At 46.3% G+C, this 15,466-nt stretch carries 30 protein-coding genes; all 30 read left to right on the top strand.

The genetic code is table 11. From position 1 onward, the window contains the following. The first annotated feature begins 1 nt into the window (after position 1). The 30 genes from tuf (at position 2) to rpsK (ending at position 15,464) form a co-directional block, all read left to right on the top strand. The gene (tuf, locus tag ACFSUC_RS12945; RefSeq protein ID WP_379930039.1) at positions 2-1,195 is read left to right on the top strand and encodes an elongation factor Tu; all 1,194 of its coding nucleotides are present in this window, start codon (positions 2-4) and stop codon (positions 1,193-1,195) included. A gap of 392 nt (positions 1,196-1,587) precedes the next feature. After that, a complete protein-coding gene (rpsJ, locus tag ACFSUC_RS12940; RefSeq protein WP_379930038.1) occupies positions 1,588-1,896 on the top strand; it encodes a 30S ribosomal protein S10 in 309 nt (102 codons plus the stop codon). A 36-nt stretch (positions 1,897-1,932) separates the two neighbouring features. Beyond that, positions 1,933-2,559, top strand: a complete 627-nt coding sequence (gene rplC, locus ACFSUC_RS12935; RefSeq protein ID WP_379930037.1) for a 50S ribosomal protein L3 — start codon at positions 1,933-1,935, stop codon at positions 2,557-2,559. 16 nt (positions 2,560-2,575) lie between these two features. Continuing rightward, a complete protein-coding gene (rplD, locus tag ACFSUC_RS12930; RefSeq protein ID WP_379930036.1) occupies positions 2,576-3,199 on the top strand; it encodes a 50S ribosomal protein L4 in 624 nt (207 codons plus the stop codon). Further along, entirely contained in the window at positions 3,199-3,489 is a 291-nt protein-coding gene (rplW, locus tag ACFSUC_RS12925; RefSeq protein ID WP_379930035.1) for a 50S ribosomal protein L23, read from the top strand. Before rplD ends, rplW begins: the two co-directional genes overlap by 1 nt. A gap of 30 nt (positions 3,490-3,519) precedes the next feature. Continuing rightward, complete coding sequence (gene rplB / locus ACFSUC_RS12920) at positions 3,520-4,350, top strand: 50S ribosomal protein L2 (RefSeq protein ID WP_379930034.1); 831 nt, start codon at positions 3,520-3,522, stop codon at positions 4,348-4,350. Positions 4,351-4,461: 111 nt separating this feature from the next. Next, positions 4,462-4,737 (top strand): 30S ribosomal protein S19, encoded by a 276-nt coding sequence (gene rpsS, locus ACFSUC_RS12915; protein ID WP_379930033.1) that lies wholly within the window; start codon positions 4,462-4,464, stop codon positions 4,735-4,737. A gap of 44 nt (positions 4,738-4,781) precedes the next feature. Next, positions 4,782-5,114, top strand: a complete 333-nt coding sequence (rplV, locus tag ACFSUC_RS12910) for a 50S ribosomal protein L22 (protein ID WP_379930032.1) — start codon at positions 4,782-4,784, stop codon at positions 5,112-5,114. Between the two features lie 13 nt (positions 5,115-5,127). Beyond that, on the top strand, positions 5,128-5,790 hold the full coding sequence (gene rpsC, locus ACFSUC_RS12905) for a 30S ribosomal protein S3 (RefSeq protein WP_379930031.1): 663 nt from the start codon (positions 5,128-5,130) through the stop codon (positions 5,788-5,790). A 3-nt stretch (positions 5,791-5,793) separates the two neighbouring features. Further along, a complete protein-coding gene (rplP, locus tag ACFSUC_RS12900) occupies positions 5,794-6,231 on the top strand; it encodes a 50S ribosomal protein L16 (RefSeq protein WP_379930030.1) in 438 nt (145 codons plus the stop codon). After that, positions 6,218-6,415: a 50S ribosomal protein L29 gene (gene rpmC, locus ACFSUC_RS12895; protein WP_379930029.1), complete on the top strand. Its 198-nt coding sequence runs from the start codon at positions 6,218-6,220 to the stop codon at positions 6,413-6,415. Before rplP ends, rpmC begins: the two co-directional genes overlap by 14 nt. A 64-nt stretch (positions 6,416-6,479) precedes the next feature. Further along, positions 6,480-6,746, top strand: coding sequence for a 30S ribosomal protein S17 (gene rpsQ, locus ACFSUC_RS12890; protein ID WP_379930028.1), 267 nt, complete (start codon positions 6,480-6,482; stop codon positions 6,744-6,746). Positions 6,747-6,778: 32 nt separating this feature from the next. Beyond that, positions 6,779-7,147, top strand: a complete 369-nt coding sequence (gene rplN / locus ACFSUC_RS12885) for a 50S ribosomal protein L14 (RefSeq protein WP_379930027.1) — start codon at positions 6,779-6,781, stop codon at positions 7,145-7,147. A gap of 75 nt (positions 7,148-7,222) precedes the next feature. Next, positions 7,223-7,573: a 50S ribosomal protein L24 gene (gene rplX / locus ACFSUC_RS12880; RefSeq protein WP_379930026.1), complete on the top strand. Its 351-nt coding sequence runs from the start codon at positions 7,223-7,225 to the stop codon at positions 7,571-7,573. Between the two features lie 31 nt (positions 7,574-7,604). Further along, positions 7,605-8,147, top strand: a complete 543-nt coding sequence (gene rplE / locus ACFSUC_RS12875; RefSeq protein ID WP_379930025.1) for a 50S ribosomal protein L5 — start codon at positions 7,605-7,607, stop codon at positions 8,145-8,147. A gap of 19 nt (positions 8,148-8,166) precedes the next feature. Beyond that, entirely contained in the window at positions 8,167-8,352 is a 186-nt protein-coding gene (locus ACFSUC_RS12870) for a type Z 30S ribosomal protein S14 (RefSeq protein WP_379930024.1), read from the top strand. 29 nt (positions 8,353-8,381) lie between these two features. Next, positions 8,382-8,780, top strand: a complete 399-nt coding sequence (rpsH, locus tag ACFSUC_RS12865; protein ID WP_379930023.1) for a 30S ribosomal protein S8 — start codon at positions 8,382-8,384, stop codon at positions 8,778-8,780. 31 nt (positions 8,781-8,811) lie between these two features. Then, entirely contained in the window at positions 8,812-9,348 is a 537-nt protein-coding gene (gene rplF / locus ACFSUC_RS12860; protein WP_379930022.1) for a 50S ribosomal protein L6, read from the top strand. Between the two features lie 40 nt (positions 9,349-9,388). Then, positions 9,389-9,757, top strand: coding sequence for a 50S ribosomal protein L18 (gene rplR, locus ACFSUC_RS12855; RefSeq protein WP_379930021.1), 369 nt, complete (start codon positions 9,389-9,391; stop codon positions 9,755-9,757). Between the two features lie 26 nt (positions 9,758-9,783). Then, positions 9,784-10,281: a 30S ribosomal protein S5 gene (gene rpsE / locus ACFSUC_RS12850; protein WP_379930020.1), complete on the top strand. Its 498-nt coding sequence runs from the start codon at positions 9,784-9,786 to the stop codon at positions 10,279-10,281. A gap of 12 nt (positions 10,282-10,293) precedes the next feature. Next, complete coding sequence (gene rpmD / locus ACFSUC_RS12845; protein WP_379930019.1) at positions 10,294-10,473, top strand: 50S ribosomal protein L30; 180 nt, start codon at positions 10,294-10,296, stop codon at positions 10,471-10,473. A 163-nt stretch (positions 10,474-10,636) separates the two neighbouring features. Continuing rightward, the gene (gene rplO / locus ACFSUC_RS12840) at positions 10,637-11,077 is read left to right on the top strand and encodes a 50S ribosomal protein L15 (RefSeq protein WP_379930018.1); all 441 of its coding nucleotides are present in this window, start codon (positions 10,637-10,639) and stop codon (positions 11,075-11,077) included. Then, complete coding sequence (secY, locus tag ACFSUC_RS12835) at positions 11,077-12,384, top strand: preprotein translocase subunit SecY (RefSeq protein WP_379930017.1); 1,308 nt, start codon at positions 11,077-11,079, stop codon at positions 12,382-12,384. Before rplO ends, secY begins: the two co-directional genes overlap by 1 nt. 144 nt (positions 12,385-12,528) lie before the next feature. Beyond that, the gene (locus tag ACFSUC_RS12830) at positions 12,529-13,182 is read left to right on the top strand and encodes an adenylate kinase (protein WP_379930016.1); all 654 of its coding nucleotides are present in this window, start codon (positions 12,529-12,531) and stop codon (positions 13,180-13,182) included. Further along, positions 13,179-13,925: a type I methionyl aminopeptidase gene (gene map / locus ACFSUC_RS12825; RefSeq protein WP_379930015.1), complete on the top strand. Its 747-nt coding sequence runs from the start codon at positions 13,179-13,181 to the stop codon at positions 13,923-13,925. The genes ACFSUC_RS12830 and map overlap by 4 nt, the downstream gene beginning before the upstream one ends. Before the next feature lie 17 nt (positions 13,926-13,942). Then, entirely contained in the window at positions 13,943-14,248 is a 306-nt protein-coding gene (locus tag ACFSUC_RS12820) for an RNA-binding protein (RefSeq protein WP_379930014.1), read from the top strand. 2 nt (positions 14,249-14,250) lie between these two features. Next, complete coding sequence (infA, locus tag ACFSUC_RS12815) at positions 14,251-14,466, top strand: translation initiation factor IF-1 (RefSeq protein ID WP_379895380.1); 216 nt, start codon at positions 14,251-14,253, stop codon at positions 14,464-14,466. An 82-nt stretch (positions 14,467-14,548) separates the two neighbouring features. Then, on the top strand, positions 14,549-14,662 hold the full coding sequence (rpmJ, locus tag ACFSUC_RS12810) for a 50S ribosomal protein L36 (protein ID WP_003333770.1): 114 nt from the start codon (positions 14,549-14,551) through the stop codon (positions 14,660-14,662). Positions 14,663-14,677: 15 nt separating this feature from the next. Beyond that, entirely contained in the window at positions 14,678-15,046 is a 369-nt protein-coding gene (rpsM, locus tag ACFSUC_RS12805; protein ID WP_379930013.1) for a 30S ribosomal protein S13, read from the top strand. A gap of 19 nt (positions 15,047-15,065) precedes the next feature. Next, a complete protein-coding gene (gene rpsK / locus ACFSUC_RS12800) occupies positions 15,066-15,464 on the top strand; it encodes a 30S ribosomal protein S11 (protein WP_379930012.1) in 399 nt (132 codons plus the stop codon). Positions 15,465-15,466 lie beyond the last annotated feature (2 nt).

The following is a 15,466-nucleotide window of genomic DNA, read 5'->3' as shown; positions in this document are numbered from 1 at the left end:
CATGGGAAAAGCTAAATTCGAACGTAATAAACCGCATTTGAACATCGGTACAATCGGTCACGTTGACCATGGTAAAACTACGCTGACAGCTGCGATCACAACCGTATTGAACACGAAATACGGAAACGGTAGCGCTGTAGCATTCGATCAAATCGATAAAGCGCCAGAAGAGCGCGAGCGTGGTATCACAATCTCCACTGCACACGTTGAGTACGAAACTGACAAGCGTCACTATGCTCACGTTGACTGCCCAGGCCATGCTGACTATGTTAAAAACATGATCACAGGTGCTGCTCAGATGGACGGCGCGATCCTCGTATGTTCCGCAGCTGACGGCCCTATGCCACAAACTCGTGAACACATTCTTCTTTCCCGTCAGGTTGGCGTACCATACATCGTGGTATTCCTGAACAAATGTGACATGGTAGAAGACGAAGAACTTCTTGAGCTTGTTGAGATGGAAGTGCGCGATCTTCTGAACGAATACGAATTCCCAGGCGACGACACGCCAGTTATCAAAGGTTCTGCTCGTGAAGCACTTATGAACCCAACTGGTGAGTGGGCTGAGAAAATCGTTGAAATGTTCGAAATCGTAGACGAGTACATCCCTCAGCCAGAGCGCGACACTGACAAGCCTTTCTTGATGCCAGTTGAGGACGTATTCTCCATCACAGGTCGTGGAACAGTTGCGACTGGTCGTGTAGAGCGTGGAACGGTTAAAGTTGGGGACGAGATCGAAATCGTTGGTCTTGCTGAAGAAAGCCGCAAATCCGTTGTTACTGGAGTAGAAATGTTCCGTAAATTGCTTGACTCTGCTCAAGCTGGTGACAACATCGGTGCTCTTCTTCGCGGTGTAGACCGCAGTGACATCGAGCGTGGTCAAGTACTTGTTAAGCCAGGTACAGTTAAGCCACACACGAACTTCACAGCTCAAATCTACGTTCTGACTAAAGAAGAGGGTGGCCGTCACAAGCCTTTCTTCACAGGTTACCGTCCACAGTTCTACTTCCGTACAACGGACGTAACTGGAATTATCGACCTGCCAGAAGGTACTGAAATGGTAATGCCAGGAGACAACATCACGGTAACCGTTGAGTTGATTGCTCCTATCGCTATCGAAGAAGGTACTCGCTTCGCGATTCGCGAAGGTGGCCGTACAGTAGGTGCAGGTGCAGTTGCTTCTATCCAGAAGTAATCACCTTGATTGTTAATAAGAAAGCCTCTCGAATTGTGAGAGGCTTTTTCTTTATGATCGGGATCGTGTTGTACAAGGCATCACAAGCAACTGGAAAAATCAAACCAGTGCATTTGGCAAGCCCGCACGTTATAATGAAAATCGTTGTGATCTCGTTGTGATCCGATCACAAAACAAGATCTGCACAGGCATTATAGAAGGAAAGTAAACAAGTTGAAAAAATCTCTTGCATATTACCTATGGATTCAGTATAATAGTGAACGTTGGTCTGTGACTGTGCGATGATGTGAGAGGTTGCTGACACACCCGGCCCCTTTGCCATAACGGGGAATCAGGATATTCTCGCGGAGTATGTCCGAATAAAAATTTGGGCGATAGAAGGAGGGAGTAATATGGCAAAACAAAAAATCCGTATCCGTTTGAAAGCTTATGATCACAGAGTGTTGGATCAATCAGCTGAGAAAATCGTGGAAACCGCAAAGCGTTCTGGTGCTGGAGTATCCGGTCCGATTCCTTTGCCAACTGAAAAGCAAGTTGTCACGATTCTTCGTGCGGTTCATAAGTACAAGGATTCTCGTGAGCAGTTTGAAATGCGCACGCACAAGCGTCTGATCGACATTGTGAATCCTACACCGCAAACTGTGGATGCATTGATGCGTTTAGATTTGCCGTCCGGTGTGGACATTGAAATTAAATTATAATAAATAGCTTTCAGAAGAAAAGAGGTGGAAACGAAGATGAAAGGTATCTTAGGTAAAAAACTCGGAATGACACAGGTTTTTGCACAAGACGGTACAGTCATTCCGGTGACAGTCGTTGAAGCAGGTCCTTGCGTTGTTCTTCAAAAGAAAGATGTAGAAACAGATGGATACACTTCAGTTCAGGTTGGTTATGATGACAAGAAGCAATCCAGAATCAACAAGCCTGAGCAAGGTCATGCGAAAAAAGCAGGAGCTGCGCCTAAGCGCTACGTTAAAGAATTCCGCAACTTGAGTGAGGAATACGAAGTAGGTCAAGAGCTTAAGGCGGACATCTTCGCTGCAGGTGATTTCGTTGACGTGACCGGAACTTCCAAGGGTAAAGGATTCCAGGGCACAATCAGAAGAAACAATCAATCCAGAGGTCCAATGACGCACGGTTCCCGTTATCATCGCGGTCCTGGTTCCATGGGTTCCATTGCTGCAAACCGTGTATTCAAAGGTAAAATTCTACCTGGACATATGGGTGTAGATACGATTACTTTGCAAAATCTAGAGGTTGTGCGCGTAGATGCTGATCGTAATCTTTTGCTAGTAAAAGGTTCGATCCCAGGTGCGAAAAACAGCTACGTGAAAATCCAATCCTCTGTGAAAAAACAAGGATAAGAAAGGAGGATAACACATGCCAAAAGTATCTTTATTTAACGTAAGCGGTGAGCAAGTAGGCGAGCTGGAACTGACAGATTCCGTTTTCGGCATTGAGCCTAACAAACACGTGCTTCACGATGCAGTTGTCATGCAGCTGGCTTCTCTTCGCCAAGGAACACACAAGACCAAAGGTCGTTCCGAAGTGCGCGGAGGCGGACGTAAGCCATGGAAACAAAAAGGTACAGGAAGAGCTCGTCAAGGAAGTATTCGCTCCCCGCAATGGGTAGGCGGTGGTACCGTATTCGGTCCAACTCCAAGAAGCTATTCCTACAAACTGCCTAAAAAGGTTCGCAGACTGGCGATTCGCTCTGCTTTGTCTGCTAAGGTGATCGACAATCAATTGGTTGTGCTTGATCAGTTGACGCTTGATCAACCGAAAACGAAGGAATTTGCGGCGATCTTGAACAACCTGAAGATTGAGCGCAAAGCTCTAATCGTAACAGCTGGACAAGAAGAGAACGTATATCTGTCTGCTCGCAACATTCCTGGTGTGAAATTCCTCACTGCTGACGGGATTAACGTACTTGATGTGTTAAACTTTGATCAATTGATCATGACGAAGGAAGCAGTTGAGAAGGTACAGGAGGTGCTTGCGTAATGAAAGACCCTCGTGATATTATCAAGCGCCCGATTATTACTGAAAGAACCAGTGATATGATGGCGAGCATGAAGTACACCTTCGAAGTGGATCTTCGTGCATCCAAAACCGAAATCAAACAAGCGGTAGAGCAAATTTTCAAAGTGAAGGTAAAGAAAGTCAACACGTTGAGAATGCCTGCGAAGCCGAAGCGTTATGGACGTTATAATGGTTACACTTCCGAATGGAAGAAAGCATACGTTCAACTGACGGACGACAGCAAACCATTAGAGTTCTTTGAAACTGTATAATCCTAAAACGGAAAAAAGGAGGGAATCCACGTGCCAGTAAAGGGCTTTAGACCGACGACACCGAGTCGTCGCGAAATGACGGTATCTACATTTGAAGAGATCACTACGGATCAGCCGGAAAAATCTCTTTTAGCTCCGCTTTCCAAAACAGCGGGCCGCAACAACCAAGGTAAAATTACGACTCGCCATCACGGTGGTGGGCATAAGCGCAAATATCGGATCATCGATTTCAAACGTACAAAAGACGGCGTTCCTGCAAAAGTCGCCACGATTGAGTACGATCCGAATCGTTCCGCCAACATCGCATTGCTTCATTATGCAGACGGTGAGAAGCGTTACATCTTGGCTCCAAAAGGATTGAAAGTTGGGGATGTTGTTACTTCCGGAGCGGATTCTGACATCAAAGTCGGAAACGCGTTGCCACTTGTCAACATTCCGGTCGGTACAGTTATCCACAACATCGAATTGAAACCAGGCAAAGGCGGACAAATGGTTCGTGCTGCTGGAACAGAAGCTCAGCTTCTTGGTAAAGAAGACAAGTATGTATCTGTTCGTTTGGCATCTGGTGAAATGAGAAGAGTGCTGAAAGAGTGCCGTGCTACAATCGGTTCCGTAGGCAACGAGGATCATGAGCTTCTGAACATCGGTAAAGCAGGCCGTAGCCGCTGGTTAGGCAAGCGTCCAGAAGTTCGCGGATCTGTAATGAACCCGAATGACCATCCACACGGTGGTGGTGAAGGTCGCTCCCCGATCGGACGCAAATCTCCGATGTCTCCATGGGGTAAACCGACACTTGGATACAAGACACGTAAAAAAGGCAAGGGTTCTGACAAGCTTATCATTCGTCGCCGCACGAAATAAGCGAATCGGAGACCGTTATAGCAGGTATGGAACCCAGGAAAGAAAGTGGATGAAGCATTCGTCTTCATTCCCTTTTCGGGTGTCAGTTCGAAGTGAAGGGAGGATCACGCTATGGGCCGCAGTTTGAAAAAAGGACCTTTTGTTGATGACTATCTGATGAAGAAAGTCGAAGCAATGGATGAGAACAAAAAGCAAGTAATTAAGACATGGTCTCGCCGTTCCACTATTTTCCCTCAGTTTATTGGACACACATTTGCCGTGTATGACGGACGCAAACATGTACCGGTATATGTTTCTGAGGATATGGTCGGACATAAGCTAGGTGAATTTGCACCTACTCGTACGTACAAAGGTCATACGGACGAAGACCGCAAAACAAGAAGATAATTCTTCTAGGATAAACACTCGATGTATTGAGAGGAGGGTTTCCTGTGCAGGCAAAAGCACATGCGAAGTTCGTACGCATTGCTCCACGCAAAGTCAAGCTCGTGATTGACCTGATTCGTGGCAAGGCAGTAGGTGAAGCAGTATCCATTCTGCGTCACACGCCAAAAGCAGCATCCCCAGTTGTGGAAAAGCTTTTGAACTCTGCTATCGCAAATGCAGAACACAATTATTCTTTGGATCCAAACAGCTTGGTTATTAGCGAAGTATTCGTGAATCCGGGTCCGATCATGAAAAGATTCCGCCCACGTGCGATGGGTCGCGCAAGCCGGATTAACAAACGCACAAGCCACATCACGCTTGTGGTATCTGAAAAATAAGGAGGGATGACGTGTGGGTCAAAAGGTAAACCCAGTGGGCCTGAGAATCGGAGTAATTCGTGATTGGGAATCCAAATGGTATGCTGACAAAGAATACGGTACTTTGTTGATCGAGGACGTGAAAATCCGCGAGTACCTGAAAAATAAACTGAAAGACAGCGCCGTGTCTCGCATTGAGATCGAACGCGCTGCAAACCGCGTCAACGTGACCATCCATACAGCTAAGCCGGGGATGGTTATCGGTAAAGGTGGAGCGGAAGTTGAAAATGTTCGCGCACACCTGGCGAAGTTGACTGGGAAGAAAGTTCATATCAACATTGCAGAAATCAAAAACCCGGAATGGGATGCGATTCTAGTCGCAGAGAGCATTGCTCAACAATTGGAGCGTCGCGTATCTTTCCGTAGAGCAATGAAGCAAGCAATGCAAAGATCTATGCGCGCAGGCGTTAAAGGGATCAAAACCCTTGTAAGTGGACGTCTTGGCGGTGCTGAGATTGCAAGAAGCGAAGGTTACAGCGAAGGTACTGTACCGCTTCATACATTGCGTGCAGATATTGACTATGGAACTGCGGAAGCACACACCACTTATGGCCGTATCGGCGTAAAAGTGTGGATCTACCGCGGTGAAGTTCTTCCGCCCTCCAAGAAAAAGGCAGTTCAGGAAGGAGGCAACTAATCGATGTTAGTACCTAAACGTGTAAAACACCGTAAAGAACACCGTGGAAGCATGAAGGGTCGCGCAAAAGGCGGCACCGAGGTTGCTTTCGGTGAATATGGATTACAAGCGCTTGAACCAGCATGGATCACGAACCGCCAGATTGAGGCAGCTCGTATTGCTATGACTCGTTACATCAAGCGTGGCGGTAAAGTATGGATCAAAATTTTCCCTTCCAAGCCAATTACGCAAAAGCCTCTTGAAGTGCGGATGGGTAGCGGTAAAGGTAACGTGGAAAAATGGGTATCCGTTGTAAAACCAGGCAAAATTCTTTTTGAACTTGCTGGTGTCAGCGAAGAAGTAGCTCGTGAAGCGATGAGACTTGCTGCTCACAAGCTTCCGATCAAAACGAAATTTGTAAAACGTGAAGAATTGGGTGGTGAAGTCAATGAAAGCAAGTGAATTTCGCAACTTAACCACTGCAGAGATTGAACAGAAAATTGCCGGATTCAAGGAAGAGTTGTTCAACCTTCGCTTTCAACTGGCTACTGGACAATTAGACAACCCAAGTCGCATTCGTGATGTTCGCAAGTCCATTGCGAAAGCAAAAACGGTCATCCGTGAAAGAGAATTGGGAATCAGCTAATTGGCGATATTAGCTAGAGAAGCAAACGGCATTCGATAGATCCATGCAGGAAGGAGGAAATTCTGTGACTGAAGAACGTAACGAACGCAGAGTCCAAATTGGTAAAGTAGTGAGCGATAAAATGGATAAGACCATTGTTGTTGCAGTAGAAACGTACAAAAAACATCCTCTGTATCATAAGCGGATTAAATACACCAAGAAATTCAAGGCACATGATGAGAACAACACAGCGCAAATCGGAGATACGGTTCGTATTATGGAAACTCGTCCGGTTTCAAAAGACAAGCGTTGGAGACTCGTTGATGTGGTTGAAAAAGCGGTAATCGTATAATTTCATAGGCGAACACGGAAGGAGGGAATACCATGATTCAACCTTTTACACGTTTGAAGGCAGCTGACAACTCAGGTGCGAAGGAACTGATGTGTATTCGTGTGCTTGGAGGAACAGGACGTCGTGCAGCGCATATCGGCGATCAAATCGTATGTTCGGTCAAACAAGCAACACCAGGTGGCGTTGTCAAAAAAGGTGATGTGGTCAAAGCCGTCATCGTACGTACAAAGCGCTCTACTCGTCGTAAAGATGGATCTTACATCGCATTCGATGAGAACGCAGCGGTAATCGTAAAGGATGACAAGGGGCCTCGTGGTACTCGTATTTTCGGACCAGTTGCTCGTGAGCTTCGCGAGAAGGACTACATGAAAATCGTATCATTGGCACCGGAAGTGCTTTAATTGAACGGATATTAAGATAGATCAGCTGCTGCGAGGCAGCTGAACGAAGGAATGCACGTAGGAGGTGTACAATCCATGGCAAGAGAGAAAAAGCTTGAGTCTCACAACAACAAGCTTCACGTGAAAAAGGAAGACACGGTCATCGTCATCTCCGGTAAAGACAAAGGGAAGAAAGGTCGTATCATCGCGGCTTACCCGCGTCAGAACCGAGTGCTCGTTGAAGGAGTCAACATGGTGAAAAAGCATGCTCGTCCTTCGCAGGCAAATCCGCAAGGGGGCATCATTGATCAGGAAGCTCCGATTCACGTGTCCAATGTAATGCTTGTTGATCCGAAGACTGGCGGTCCGACTCGTATCGGATATAAAGTCTTGGATAACGGAAATAAAGTACGGGTTGCAAAAAAATCTGGCGAAATTATCGACTAATGTTTGCGGCGGAAAGGAGGTTTTTTAGCCCATGGGTGCTAGAATGAGAGATCAGTATTTAAATGATATTACACCTGCACTGATCGAGAAGTTTAACTACTCTACAGTGATGCAGGTTCCGAAGATTGAGAAAGTTGTCATCAATATGGGGGTTGGTGAGGCCGTTCAGAACTCCAAAGTGCTGGATGCAGCGGTTCAAGAACTTACCCAAATTGCTGGACAAAAACCAGTCATTACAAAAGCGAAAAAATCCATCGCAGGATTTAAACTTCGTGAAGGAATGCCTATCGGAGTCAAAGTAACACTTCGCGGTGATCGCATGTATCACTTCCTGGATAAGCTGTTTAACGTAGCACTTCCACGTGTACGTGACTTCCGTGGGGTATCTAATAAGGCTTTCGACGGACGCGGTAACTATACGCTTGGCCTGAAAGAGCAGCTCATTTTCCCTGAGATTGAGTATGATCAAATCGATAAAGTTCGCGGAATGGACATCGTCGTTGTAACGACTGCGCAAACGGACGAAGAAGCGCGCGAGTTGCTGGCGCAATTAGGGATGCCATTTGCGAAATAAAGTGGAGGTGTAAAGCAAAGTGGCAAAAACTTCGATGAAAGTGAAACAACAACGTCAACCGAAGTTTCAAGTTCGTGCATACACACGGTGTGAACGTTGCGGAAGACCGCATTCTGTACTTCGCAAATTTAAGATTTGCAGAATTTGCTTCAGAGAACTGGCTTATAAAGGACAAATTCCTGGCGTTAAAAAAGCAAGCTGGTAATGACCCGATTCGGGAAGGAGGTTTGAACTATGGTAATGTCTGATCCGATTGCAGATATGCTGACACGCATTCGCAATGCCAATACAGTGCGTCATGAGAAGGTTGAGGTACCTGCTTCAAAAATCAAAAAGCAAATCGCTGAGATTTTGAAAAAAGAAGGTTTCATCCGTGACGCTGAATTTATTGAAGACGATAAGCAAGGGATCATCCGGATCTTCTTGAAATATGGTGCGAACAATGAGCGTGTAATTACTGGACTGAAGAAAATCAGTAAACCAGGACTGCGCGTTTATGCAAAAAGCACAGAACTTCCAAAAGTACTTGGTGGATTGGGAATCGCGATTCTCTCTACTTCCCAAGGTGTCTTGACAGACAAAGAAGCTCGTCAAGCAAAAGCTGGCGGAGAAGTGATTTGCTACGTTTGGTAATTTAACAGCTGATTAGATAGGAGGTGCAACCATGTCTCGTGTTGGTCGCAAACCGATCGCTATTCCTAGCGGTGTAGACGTTAACCTAGAAGATACAAAGATTACAGTAAAAGGACCAAAGGGAACCCTGGCTCGTGAAATTCACAAGGAGATGGAAGTGAATATTCAGGAAAATGAGATTCAGGTAAACCGTCCTTCTGATAATAAAACGCATCGTGCATTACATGGTACGACTCGTAGTGTTATCGCAAATATGGTGAACGGTGTAACAGAAGGGTTCTCCAAGAACCTGGAACTCGTTGGAGTTGGTTACCGTGCACAGAAGAACGGAAATAAAATCGTATTGAACGTTGGATATTCTCACCCGGTTGAGATTGAAGCGGAAGAAGGAATCGAATTTGATGTTCCTTCCAATACAAAGATCACGGTAAAAGGGATCGATAAAGAGCGCGTCGGAGCTGTTGCAGCAAAGATCCGTTCTGTACGTGAGCCTGAGCCATACAAAGGTAAAGGTATCAAGTATGAAGGCGAAAGAATTATTCGCAAAGAAGGTAAGTCCGGTAAGTAAGCTTGAACGAAAGTATGCATGAGAAGGGAGTGACTTCCTCGTGATTAGCAAACCCGATAAAAATAAAGCGCGTTTGAAAAGACATCTTCGCGTCCGCAAGAAAATCACTGGTACAACAGCTCGTCCTCGTTTGAACGTATTCCGTTCTGCGAAGCACATGTATGCACAGATTATTGACGATACAAATGGCGTGACCATTGCATCTGCCTCTACTGTGGATAAAGGGCTGAACGGTGATATTGAAAATGGCGGCAACGTCGAGTCCGCACGTAAAGTGGGCGAATTGATCGCTAAAAGAGCGATTGAAAAAGGTGTTAAAGTAGTGGTTTTTGACCGCAGCGGATACATTTATCATGGAAGAGTTCAGGCTTTGGCTGATGCAGCTCGTGAAGCAGGTCTTGAATTCTAAAAAATGCTTATAAGGAGGTAAACAAGTTGCGCATCGATCCAAATACATTGGAACTAACTGAAAAAGTAGTTCATATTAACCGCGTTGCAAAAGTTGTAAAAGGCGGACGCCGTTTCAGCTTTAGCGCGTTGGTCGTAGTCGGAGACGGTAACGGATATGTGGGCGCAGGGATTGGTAAAGCATCTGAAGTACCGGATGCGATCCGCAAGGGCATTGATGATGCGAAAAAGAACCTCATCAAAGTTCCTTTCGTTGGAACCACCATTCCTCACCAGGTGCTTGGTCACTTTGGCGCTGGCCGCGTATTGCTGAAGCCGGCTTCCGAAGGTACCGGAGTTATCGCTGGCGGTCCTGTACGTGCAGTACTTGAACTCGCTGGTGTAGGTGACATTCTGACAAAATCCTTGGGTTCTTCAAACTCCATGAACATGGTGAATGCAACACTCGAAGGACTGAGCCGTTTGAAAACCGTTGAAGAGGTTGCAAAACTTCGCGGTAAAACTGTGGAAGAAATCTTAGGTTAGGAGGGGAATATAATGGCTAAAATCCAAATCACCCTCAAACGGAGCGTAATTGGACGTCCGGAAGACCAAAAAGTAACCGTGAAAACACTGGGTCTGAAAAAGCTGAACCAAACAGTTGAGCAAGAAGACAATGCTGCGATTCGCGGTATGATCAATAAAGTGAGCCATCTGGTTGAAGTAAAAGAAGCGTAATCTGGCCAAATATGCGGGTTGAGGCATAATCGACTCTCCCGTGAGCGGATTTTTCCATTGAAATGAAGATGAAACATCATCTTAACAAAATAGATGGAAGCGACAGGCAGGAATTGGCACTGCTTTAGCGAATTACATGTTGAATCTTGAAGGAGGTGCAACGATGAAACTCCATGAGTTAACTCCAGCTCCAGGTTCCCGCAAAGAGCGCAAGCGCAAAGGGCGCGGAATCGGTTCCGGAAACGGAAAAACAGCAGGTAAAGGTCATAAAGGTCAAAATGCTCGTTCCGGCGGAGGTGTTCGCCCTGGTTTTGAGGGGGGACAAAACCCGATTTACCGTCGTCTACCAAAGCGTGGATTCACGAACATCCATCGGACAGAATATGCGATCGTGAATTTGAATGAACTAAATCGATTCGCGGCAGGAACGGAAGTGACACCTGAGACCCTTCTTGAATCCGGTGTTGTAAAGAATGCAAAAGACGGCATCAAGATTCTGGGCAACGGTGAAGTAACCGTAAAACTAACCGTGAAGGCGAATAAGTTCTCTCAATCTGCGGTTGAGAAGATTGAAGCTGCCGGCGGTAAAACCGAGGTGATCTAATGTTTAAGACCATTTCGAACATCATGAAAGTTGCGGACTTGAGAAACAAAATACTGTTCACATTATTTGCTTTGCTGATCTATCGGATCGGTTCCTTCATTCCGGTACCGAATATCGATATTGATTTTTTGCGTAATGTGGATCGCTCACAAAACGATGATATTTTTGGGCTGCTCAATACCTTCTCAGGTGGAGCGCTCAATAACTTCTCCATCTTCGCGATGGGGATCTTCCCTTATATCACCGCGTCAATCATAGTCCAGCTTCTTTCTATGGATGTGATCCCGAAATTTGCTGAATGGGCAAAAGAAGGAGAAAACGGCAGAAAGAAACTGACGCAGTTTACACGTTACGGAACCATCTTGCTTGGTTTCATTCAAGCGTACGGACTTGCGATTGGATTTAATCGACTGTATGGATTTGAAATGGTGAACAATGCTGGATTCACAACCTACACGTTGATTGCTATTATCCTCACAGCAGGAACCGCGTTCCTGATGTGGCTGGGTGAGCAAATCACGGAAAAAGGTATCGGAAACGGGATCTCCATCCTGATCTTCGCAGGTATCGTTGCAGCTTTTCCAAATGCCATCAACCAGTTGTACACAACATTGTTCACGGGTGATGCCAACGATGCATTGTTCTTCAATATTATCAAAGTGGTGCTCATTGTCGTCGCGGTTATCGTTATCATCGTCGGCGTTATCTATGTGCAGCAAGGGGTACGTAAAATTCCGGTACAATATACGAAGCGTGTTGTCGGACGCAAGATGTACGGCGGCCAGTCCACCCACATTCCACTGAAAGTAAATGCAGCTGGGGTTATCCCCGTGATCTTCGCGATCTCCCTGCTTTACTTCCCGGTCACGATCGCTTCCTTCTGGCAGGATCAGTCCTGGGCACAGTGGATCTCCAACAACCTTCTTTACACAGAGCCGCTAGGCATGGTGCTCTATGTAATGTTGATCATTGGATTTACGTATTTCTACACGTTTGTACAAATCAATCCGATTCAAATGGCGGATCAGATGAAGAAGAATGGTGGATACATTCCTGGAATTCGCCCGGGCAAAGCGACAAGCACATATCTAACTCGTGTGCTGAACCGCATTACCTTGTCTGGTGCCCTCTTCCTGGCCTTGATCTCCATTATTCCGGTCTTCTTCAGCAACATTGCTGATTTGCCGCAATCTGTTACCATCGGCGGGACTTCACTGCTCATTGTGGTCGGGGTTGCTCTTGAAACGATGAAACAGGTAGAAAGCCAGTTGATCAAGCGTCATTACAAAGGCTTCATTAACAAGTAAGTGAGTTGGGATGAACGAGATGGATAGGGCCCCAATTAGGATGGGCCTTTTCATCCATTCTGATCGCAAGCCTGTGATGAGCATGACATCGGTTGAATGATGTTCCTCAATGGGAGATCGGAGAACGATCTGGGAGGTTAGATCTTGAATATCTTGTTTATGGGTCCTCCCGGTGCAGGGAAAGGGACTCAGGCAGAATCTATCGTCAACGAATTTCAAATTCCTCACATATCTACAGGAGACGCTTTTCGCTTGGCCATGAAGCAAGGTACGGAAATGGGGAAAAAAGCGAAAGAGTATGTAGATCAGGGGCTTCTTGTGCCGGATGAAATCACAAACGGCATTGTGAAGGAAAGATTGGAACAGCCGGACTGTGAGAAGGGATTTTTACTGGATGGCTTTCCAAGAACGGTCGCTCAAGCAGATGCATTGGACCAGATGCTTACGGAAATGGGACGCAAGCTTGATCATGTGATTAACCTCAAGGTGGATCGCGGATTGCTCTTGGCCAGACTGACTGGACGTCGTATCTGTAAAGAATGCGGCGCCACCTATCATGTTCTGTTTAACCCGCCCAAGCAAGAAGGCGTGTGCGATAAATGTGCAGGAGCGTTATACCAGCGTTCGGATGATACAGAGGAAAAAGTCGGAACCCGTTTGGATGAATACATGAACAAAACGGCTCCACTGCTCGATTACTATGCAGCTAAATCGTTACTTCGTGAAGTAAACGGGGAACAAGACATCCAAGATGTGACCCGAGACATCTCCTCATTACTGCGGGGGCAGGCTGAATGATCATCTGCAAGTCCGAGGTTGAACTTGACCTGATGCGTGAAGCAGGCCGAATTGTTGCCGAAACCCATCGTCTGATGAATCAGGCGGTGAAGCCAGGGGTTACAACCAGGGAACTCGATCAAATCGCGGAAGAGTACATTCGCAGTCAGAATGCCACACCTTCATTCAAAGGATATGGTGGCTTTCCCGGCAGTATCTGTGCATCGGTGAACGAAGAACTTGTTCATGGCATACCGGGCGACCGGGTTTTGGTTGAAGGCGACATCATCAGCATCGATATTGGTGCGAACTTTAAAGGTTATCATGGAGATTCGGCTTGGACCTACGGTGTGGGAGAGATTTCGTCCGATGCGGCCAGATTGATGGAAGTAACGGAGCAATCCCTGTACGCCGGACTGGAACAAGCAAAGCCGGATGTCCGGCTATATACCATCTCTCATGCGATTCAGAACGTCATCGAGGAGGCGGGCATGTCCGTCGTTCGGGAATATGTCGGTCATGGAATCGGAGCGAAGCTGCACGAAGAACCGCAAATACCGAACTACGGTATTCCAGATCGCGGTCCGAGACTGAAGCCTGGCATGGTGCTGGCCATCGAACCGATGGTGAACTTTGGCGGGCGTCATGTGAAGACGCTAAGCGATAAATGGACGGTTGTTACGGTAGATCGCTCGCTGTGTGCACATTATGAGCATACGATCGCCATTACGAAAGATGGATATGAAATATTAACCAAAATTTAAGGTTTAGGTGGTTTTTCGTGGACGACACAAGCAGGTTCCCGATCGTTGGGCAAATCGTAAAAGTACTGCGTGGCAGGGATCAGGGCAAATTCGCTGTGATTATCGGATTTGCTGATGAACGATTTGCACTAATTGCTGACGGAGATAAACGCAAGTTTGACCAGCCGAAGAAGAAGAACTTGCTTCATCTTGAGTTTCACGATGAGATCTGCCCAGAGGTGGTAGACAGCATCCAGGAAACCGGTAGGGTTACAAATGGGAAACTTCGTTTTGTCATCAGTCGCTATGTCAATGAGCAAATCGATGCACAGAAAGGAGAATGACTGTGTCCAAGGAAGATGTGATTGAAGTTGAGGGAACGGTCATCGAACCGCTTCCGAATGCAATGTTTAAAGTCGAATTGGAGAACGGCCATCAAATTTTGGCTCATGTATCCGGAAAATTGAGAATGCACTTTATTCGCATTCTGACAGGAGATAAAGTGGTTATTCAATTATCTCCTTATGATTTGACGAGAGGACGCATCACTTATCGTAAATAAGGATAGGCTGATGATAAATACATGCAGGAATAGAGAATTCAGGCGAGCGTAAGCTTCGCAACATGTTTAGGAGGTAGTAGACATGAAGGTGAGACCATCCGTCAAACCGATCTGCGAAAAATGCAAAGTTATTCGCCGTAAAGGCAACGTAATGGTAATTTGTGAAAATCCGAAGCATAAGCAAAAACAAGGATAAGGAGGTGCCCATCGCATGGCTCGTATAGCTGGTGTAGACTTACCTCGTGATAAGCGAGTGGGAATTGCATTGACCTACATTTTTGGAATTGGTCTTTCCACTTCCCAGAAAATCGTCGAGAGTACCGGAATTGATGCAAGCACTCGCGTTCGCGATTTGACTGAAGATGAAGTAAGCAAACTGCGTGAAGCAATCGACAAAAACGTTAAGGTTGAAGGTGACCTTCGTCGTGAGATCTCACTGAATATCAAACGTTTGGTTGAAATCGGTTCTTACCGTGGACTTCGTCACCGTCGTGGACTTCCAGTGCGCGGACAACGTTCCAAAACGAACGCGCGTACTCGTAAAGGTCCTCGTCGTACGGTAGCAAACAAAAAGAAATAAGAAAGGAGGATGAACTTCCATGGCGAAACCTAAAACTAAAGCAACTCGTACAAAACGTCGTGACCGTAAGAATGTTGAAACGGGTGTTGCTCATATTCGTTCCACGTTTAACAACACCATCGTAACGATTACTGACACGCACGGTAATGCACTATCTTGGGCTAGCTCAGGTGGTCTCGGATTCAAAGGCTCCAAAAAGAGCACTCCTTTCGCAGCGCAAATGGCTGCTGAATCGGCTGCGAAAACCGCAATGGAGCACGGACTGAAGACTGTTGAGGTAATGGTTAAAGGTCCTGGAGCTGGCCGTGAGGCTGCCATTCGTTCCTTGCAAGCGACAGGTCTTGAAGTTAACCTGATTAAAGACGTAACTCCAATTCCGCACAACGGATGTCGCCCACCAAAACGTCGTCGTGTTTAATT

Source organism: Marinicrinis sediminis (genome assembly GCF_042685085.1).
Lineage (GTDB): Bacteria > Bacillota > Bacilli > Paenibacillales > KCTC-33676 > Marinicrinis > Marinicrinis sediminis.
Note: the sequence above shows the minus strand (reverse complement) of the source record. Positions and strands in the feature narration are given on the sequence as shown.

Coding starts and splice junctions, on each gene's coding strand:
- tuf (WP_379930039.1), top strand. CDS start 2: ATGGGAAAAGCTAAATTCGAACGTAATAAACCGCATTTGAACATCGGT.
- rpsJ (WP_379930038.1), top strand. CDS start 1,588: ATGGCAAAACAAAAAATCCGTATCCGTTTGAAAGCTTATGATCACAGA.
- rplC (WP_379930037.1), top strand. CDS start 1,933: ATGAAAGGTATCTTAGGTAAAAAACTCGGAATGACACAGGTTTTTGCA.
- rplD (WP_379930036.1), top strand. CDS start 2,576: ATGCCAAAAGTATCTTTATTTAACGTAAGCGGTGAGCAAGTAGGCGAG.
- rplW (WP_379930035.1), top strand. CDS start 3,199: ATGAAAGACCCTCGTGATATTATCAAGCGCCCGATTATTACTGAAAGA.
- rpsS (WP_379930033.1), top strand. CDS start 4,462: ATGGGCCGCAGTTTGAAAAAAGGACCTTTTGTTGATGACTATCTGATG.
- rplP (WP_379930030.1), top strand. CDS start 5,794: ATGTTAGTACCTAAACGTGTAAAACACCGTAAAGAACACCGTGGAAGC.
- rpmC (WP_379930029.1), top strand. CDS start 6,218: ATGAAAGCAAGTGAATTTCGCAACTTAACCACTGCAGAGATTGAACAG.
- rplN (WP_379930027.1), top strand. CDS start 6,779: ATGATTCAACCTTTTACACGTTTGAAGGCAGCTGACAACTCAGGTGCG.
- rplX (WP_379930026.1), top strand. CDS start 7,223: ATGGCAAGAGAGAAAAAGCTTGAGTCTCACAACAACAAGCTTCACGTG.
- rplE (WP_379930025.1), top strand. CDS start 7,605: ATGGGTGCTAGAATGAGAGATCAGTATTTAAATGATATTACACCTGCA.
- rpsH (WP_379930023.1), top strand. CDS start 8,382: ATGGTAATGTCTGATCCGATTGCAGATATGCTGACACGCATTCGCAAT.
- rplF (WP_379930022.1), top strand. CDS start 8,812: ATGTCTCGTGTTGGTCGCAAACCGATCGCTATTCCTAGCGGTGTAGAC.
- rpmD (WP_379930019.1), top strand. CDS start 10,294: ATGGCTAAAATCCAAATCACCCTCAAACGGAGCGTAATTGGACGTCCG.
- rplO (WP_379930018.1), top strand. CDS start 10,637: ATGAAACTCCATGAGTTAACTCCAGCTCCAGGTTCCCGCAAAGAGCGC.
- secY (WP_379930017.1), top strand. CDS start 11,077: ATGTTTAAGACCATTTCGAACATCATGAAAGTTGCGGACTTGAGAAAC.
- map (WP_379930015.1), top strand. CDS start 13,179: ATGATCATCTGCAAGTCCGAGGTTGAACTTGACCTGATGCGTGAAGCA.
- rpmJ (WP_003333770.1), top strand. CDS start 14,549: ATGAAGGTGAGACCATCCGTCAAACCGATCTGCGAAAAATGCAAAGTT.
- rpsM (WP_379930013.1), top strand. CDS start 14,678: ATGGCTCGTATAGCTGGTGTAGACTTACCTCGTGATAAGCGAGTGGGA.
- rpsK (WP_379930012.1), top strand. CDS start 15,066: ATGGCGAAACCTAAAACTAAAGCAACTCGTACAAAACGTCGTGACCGT.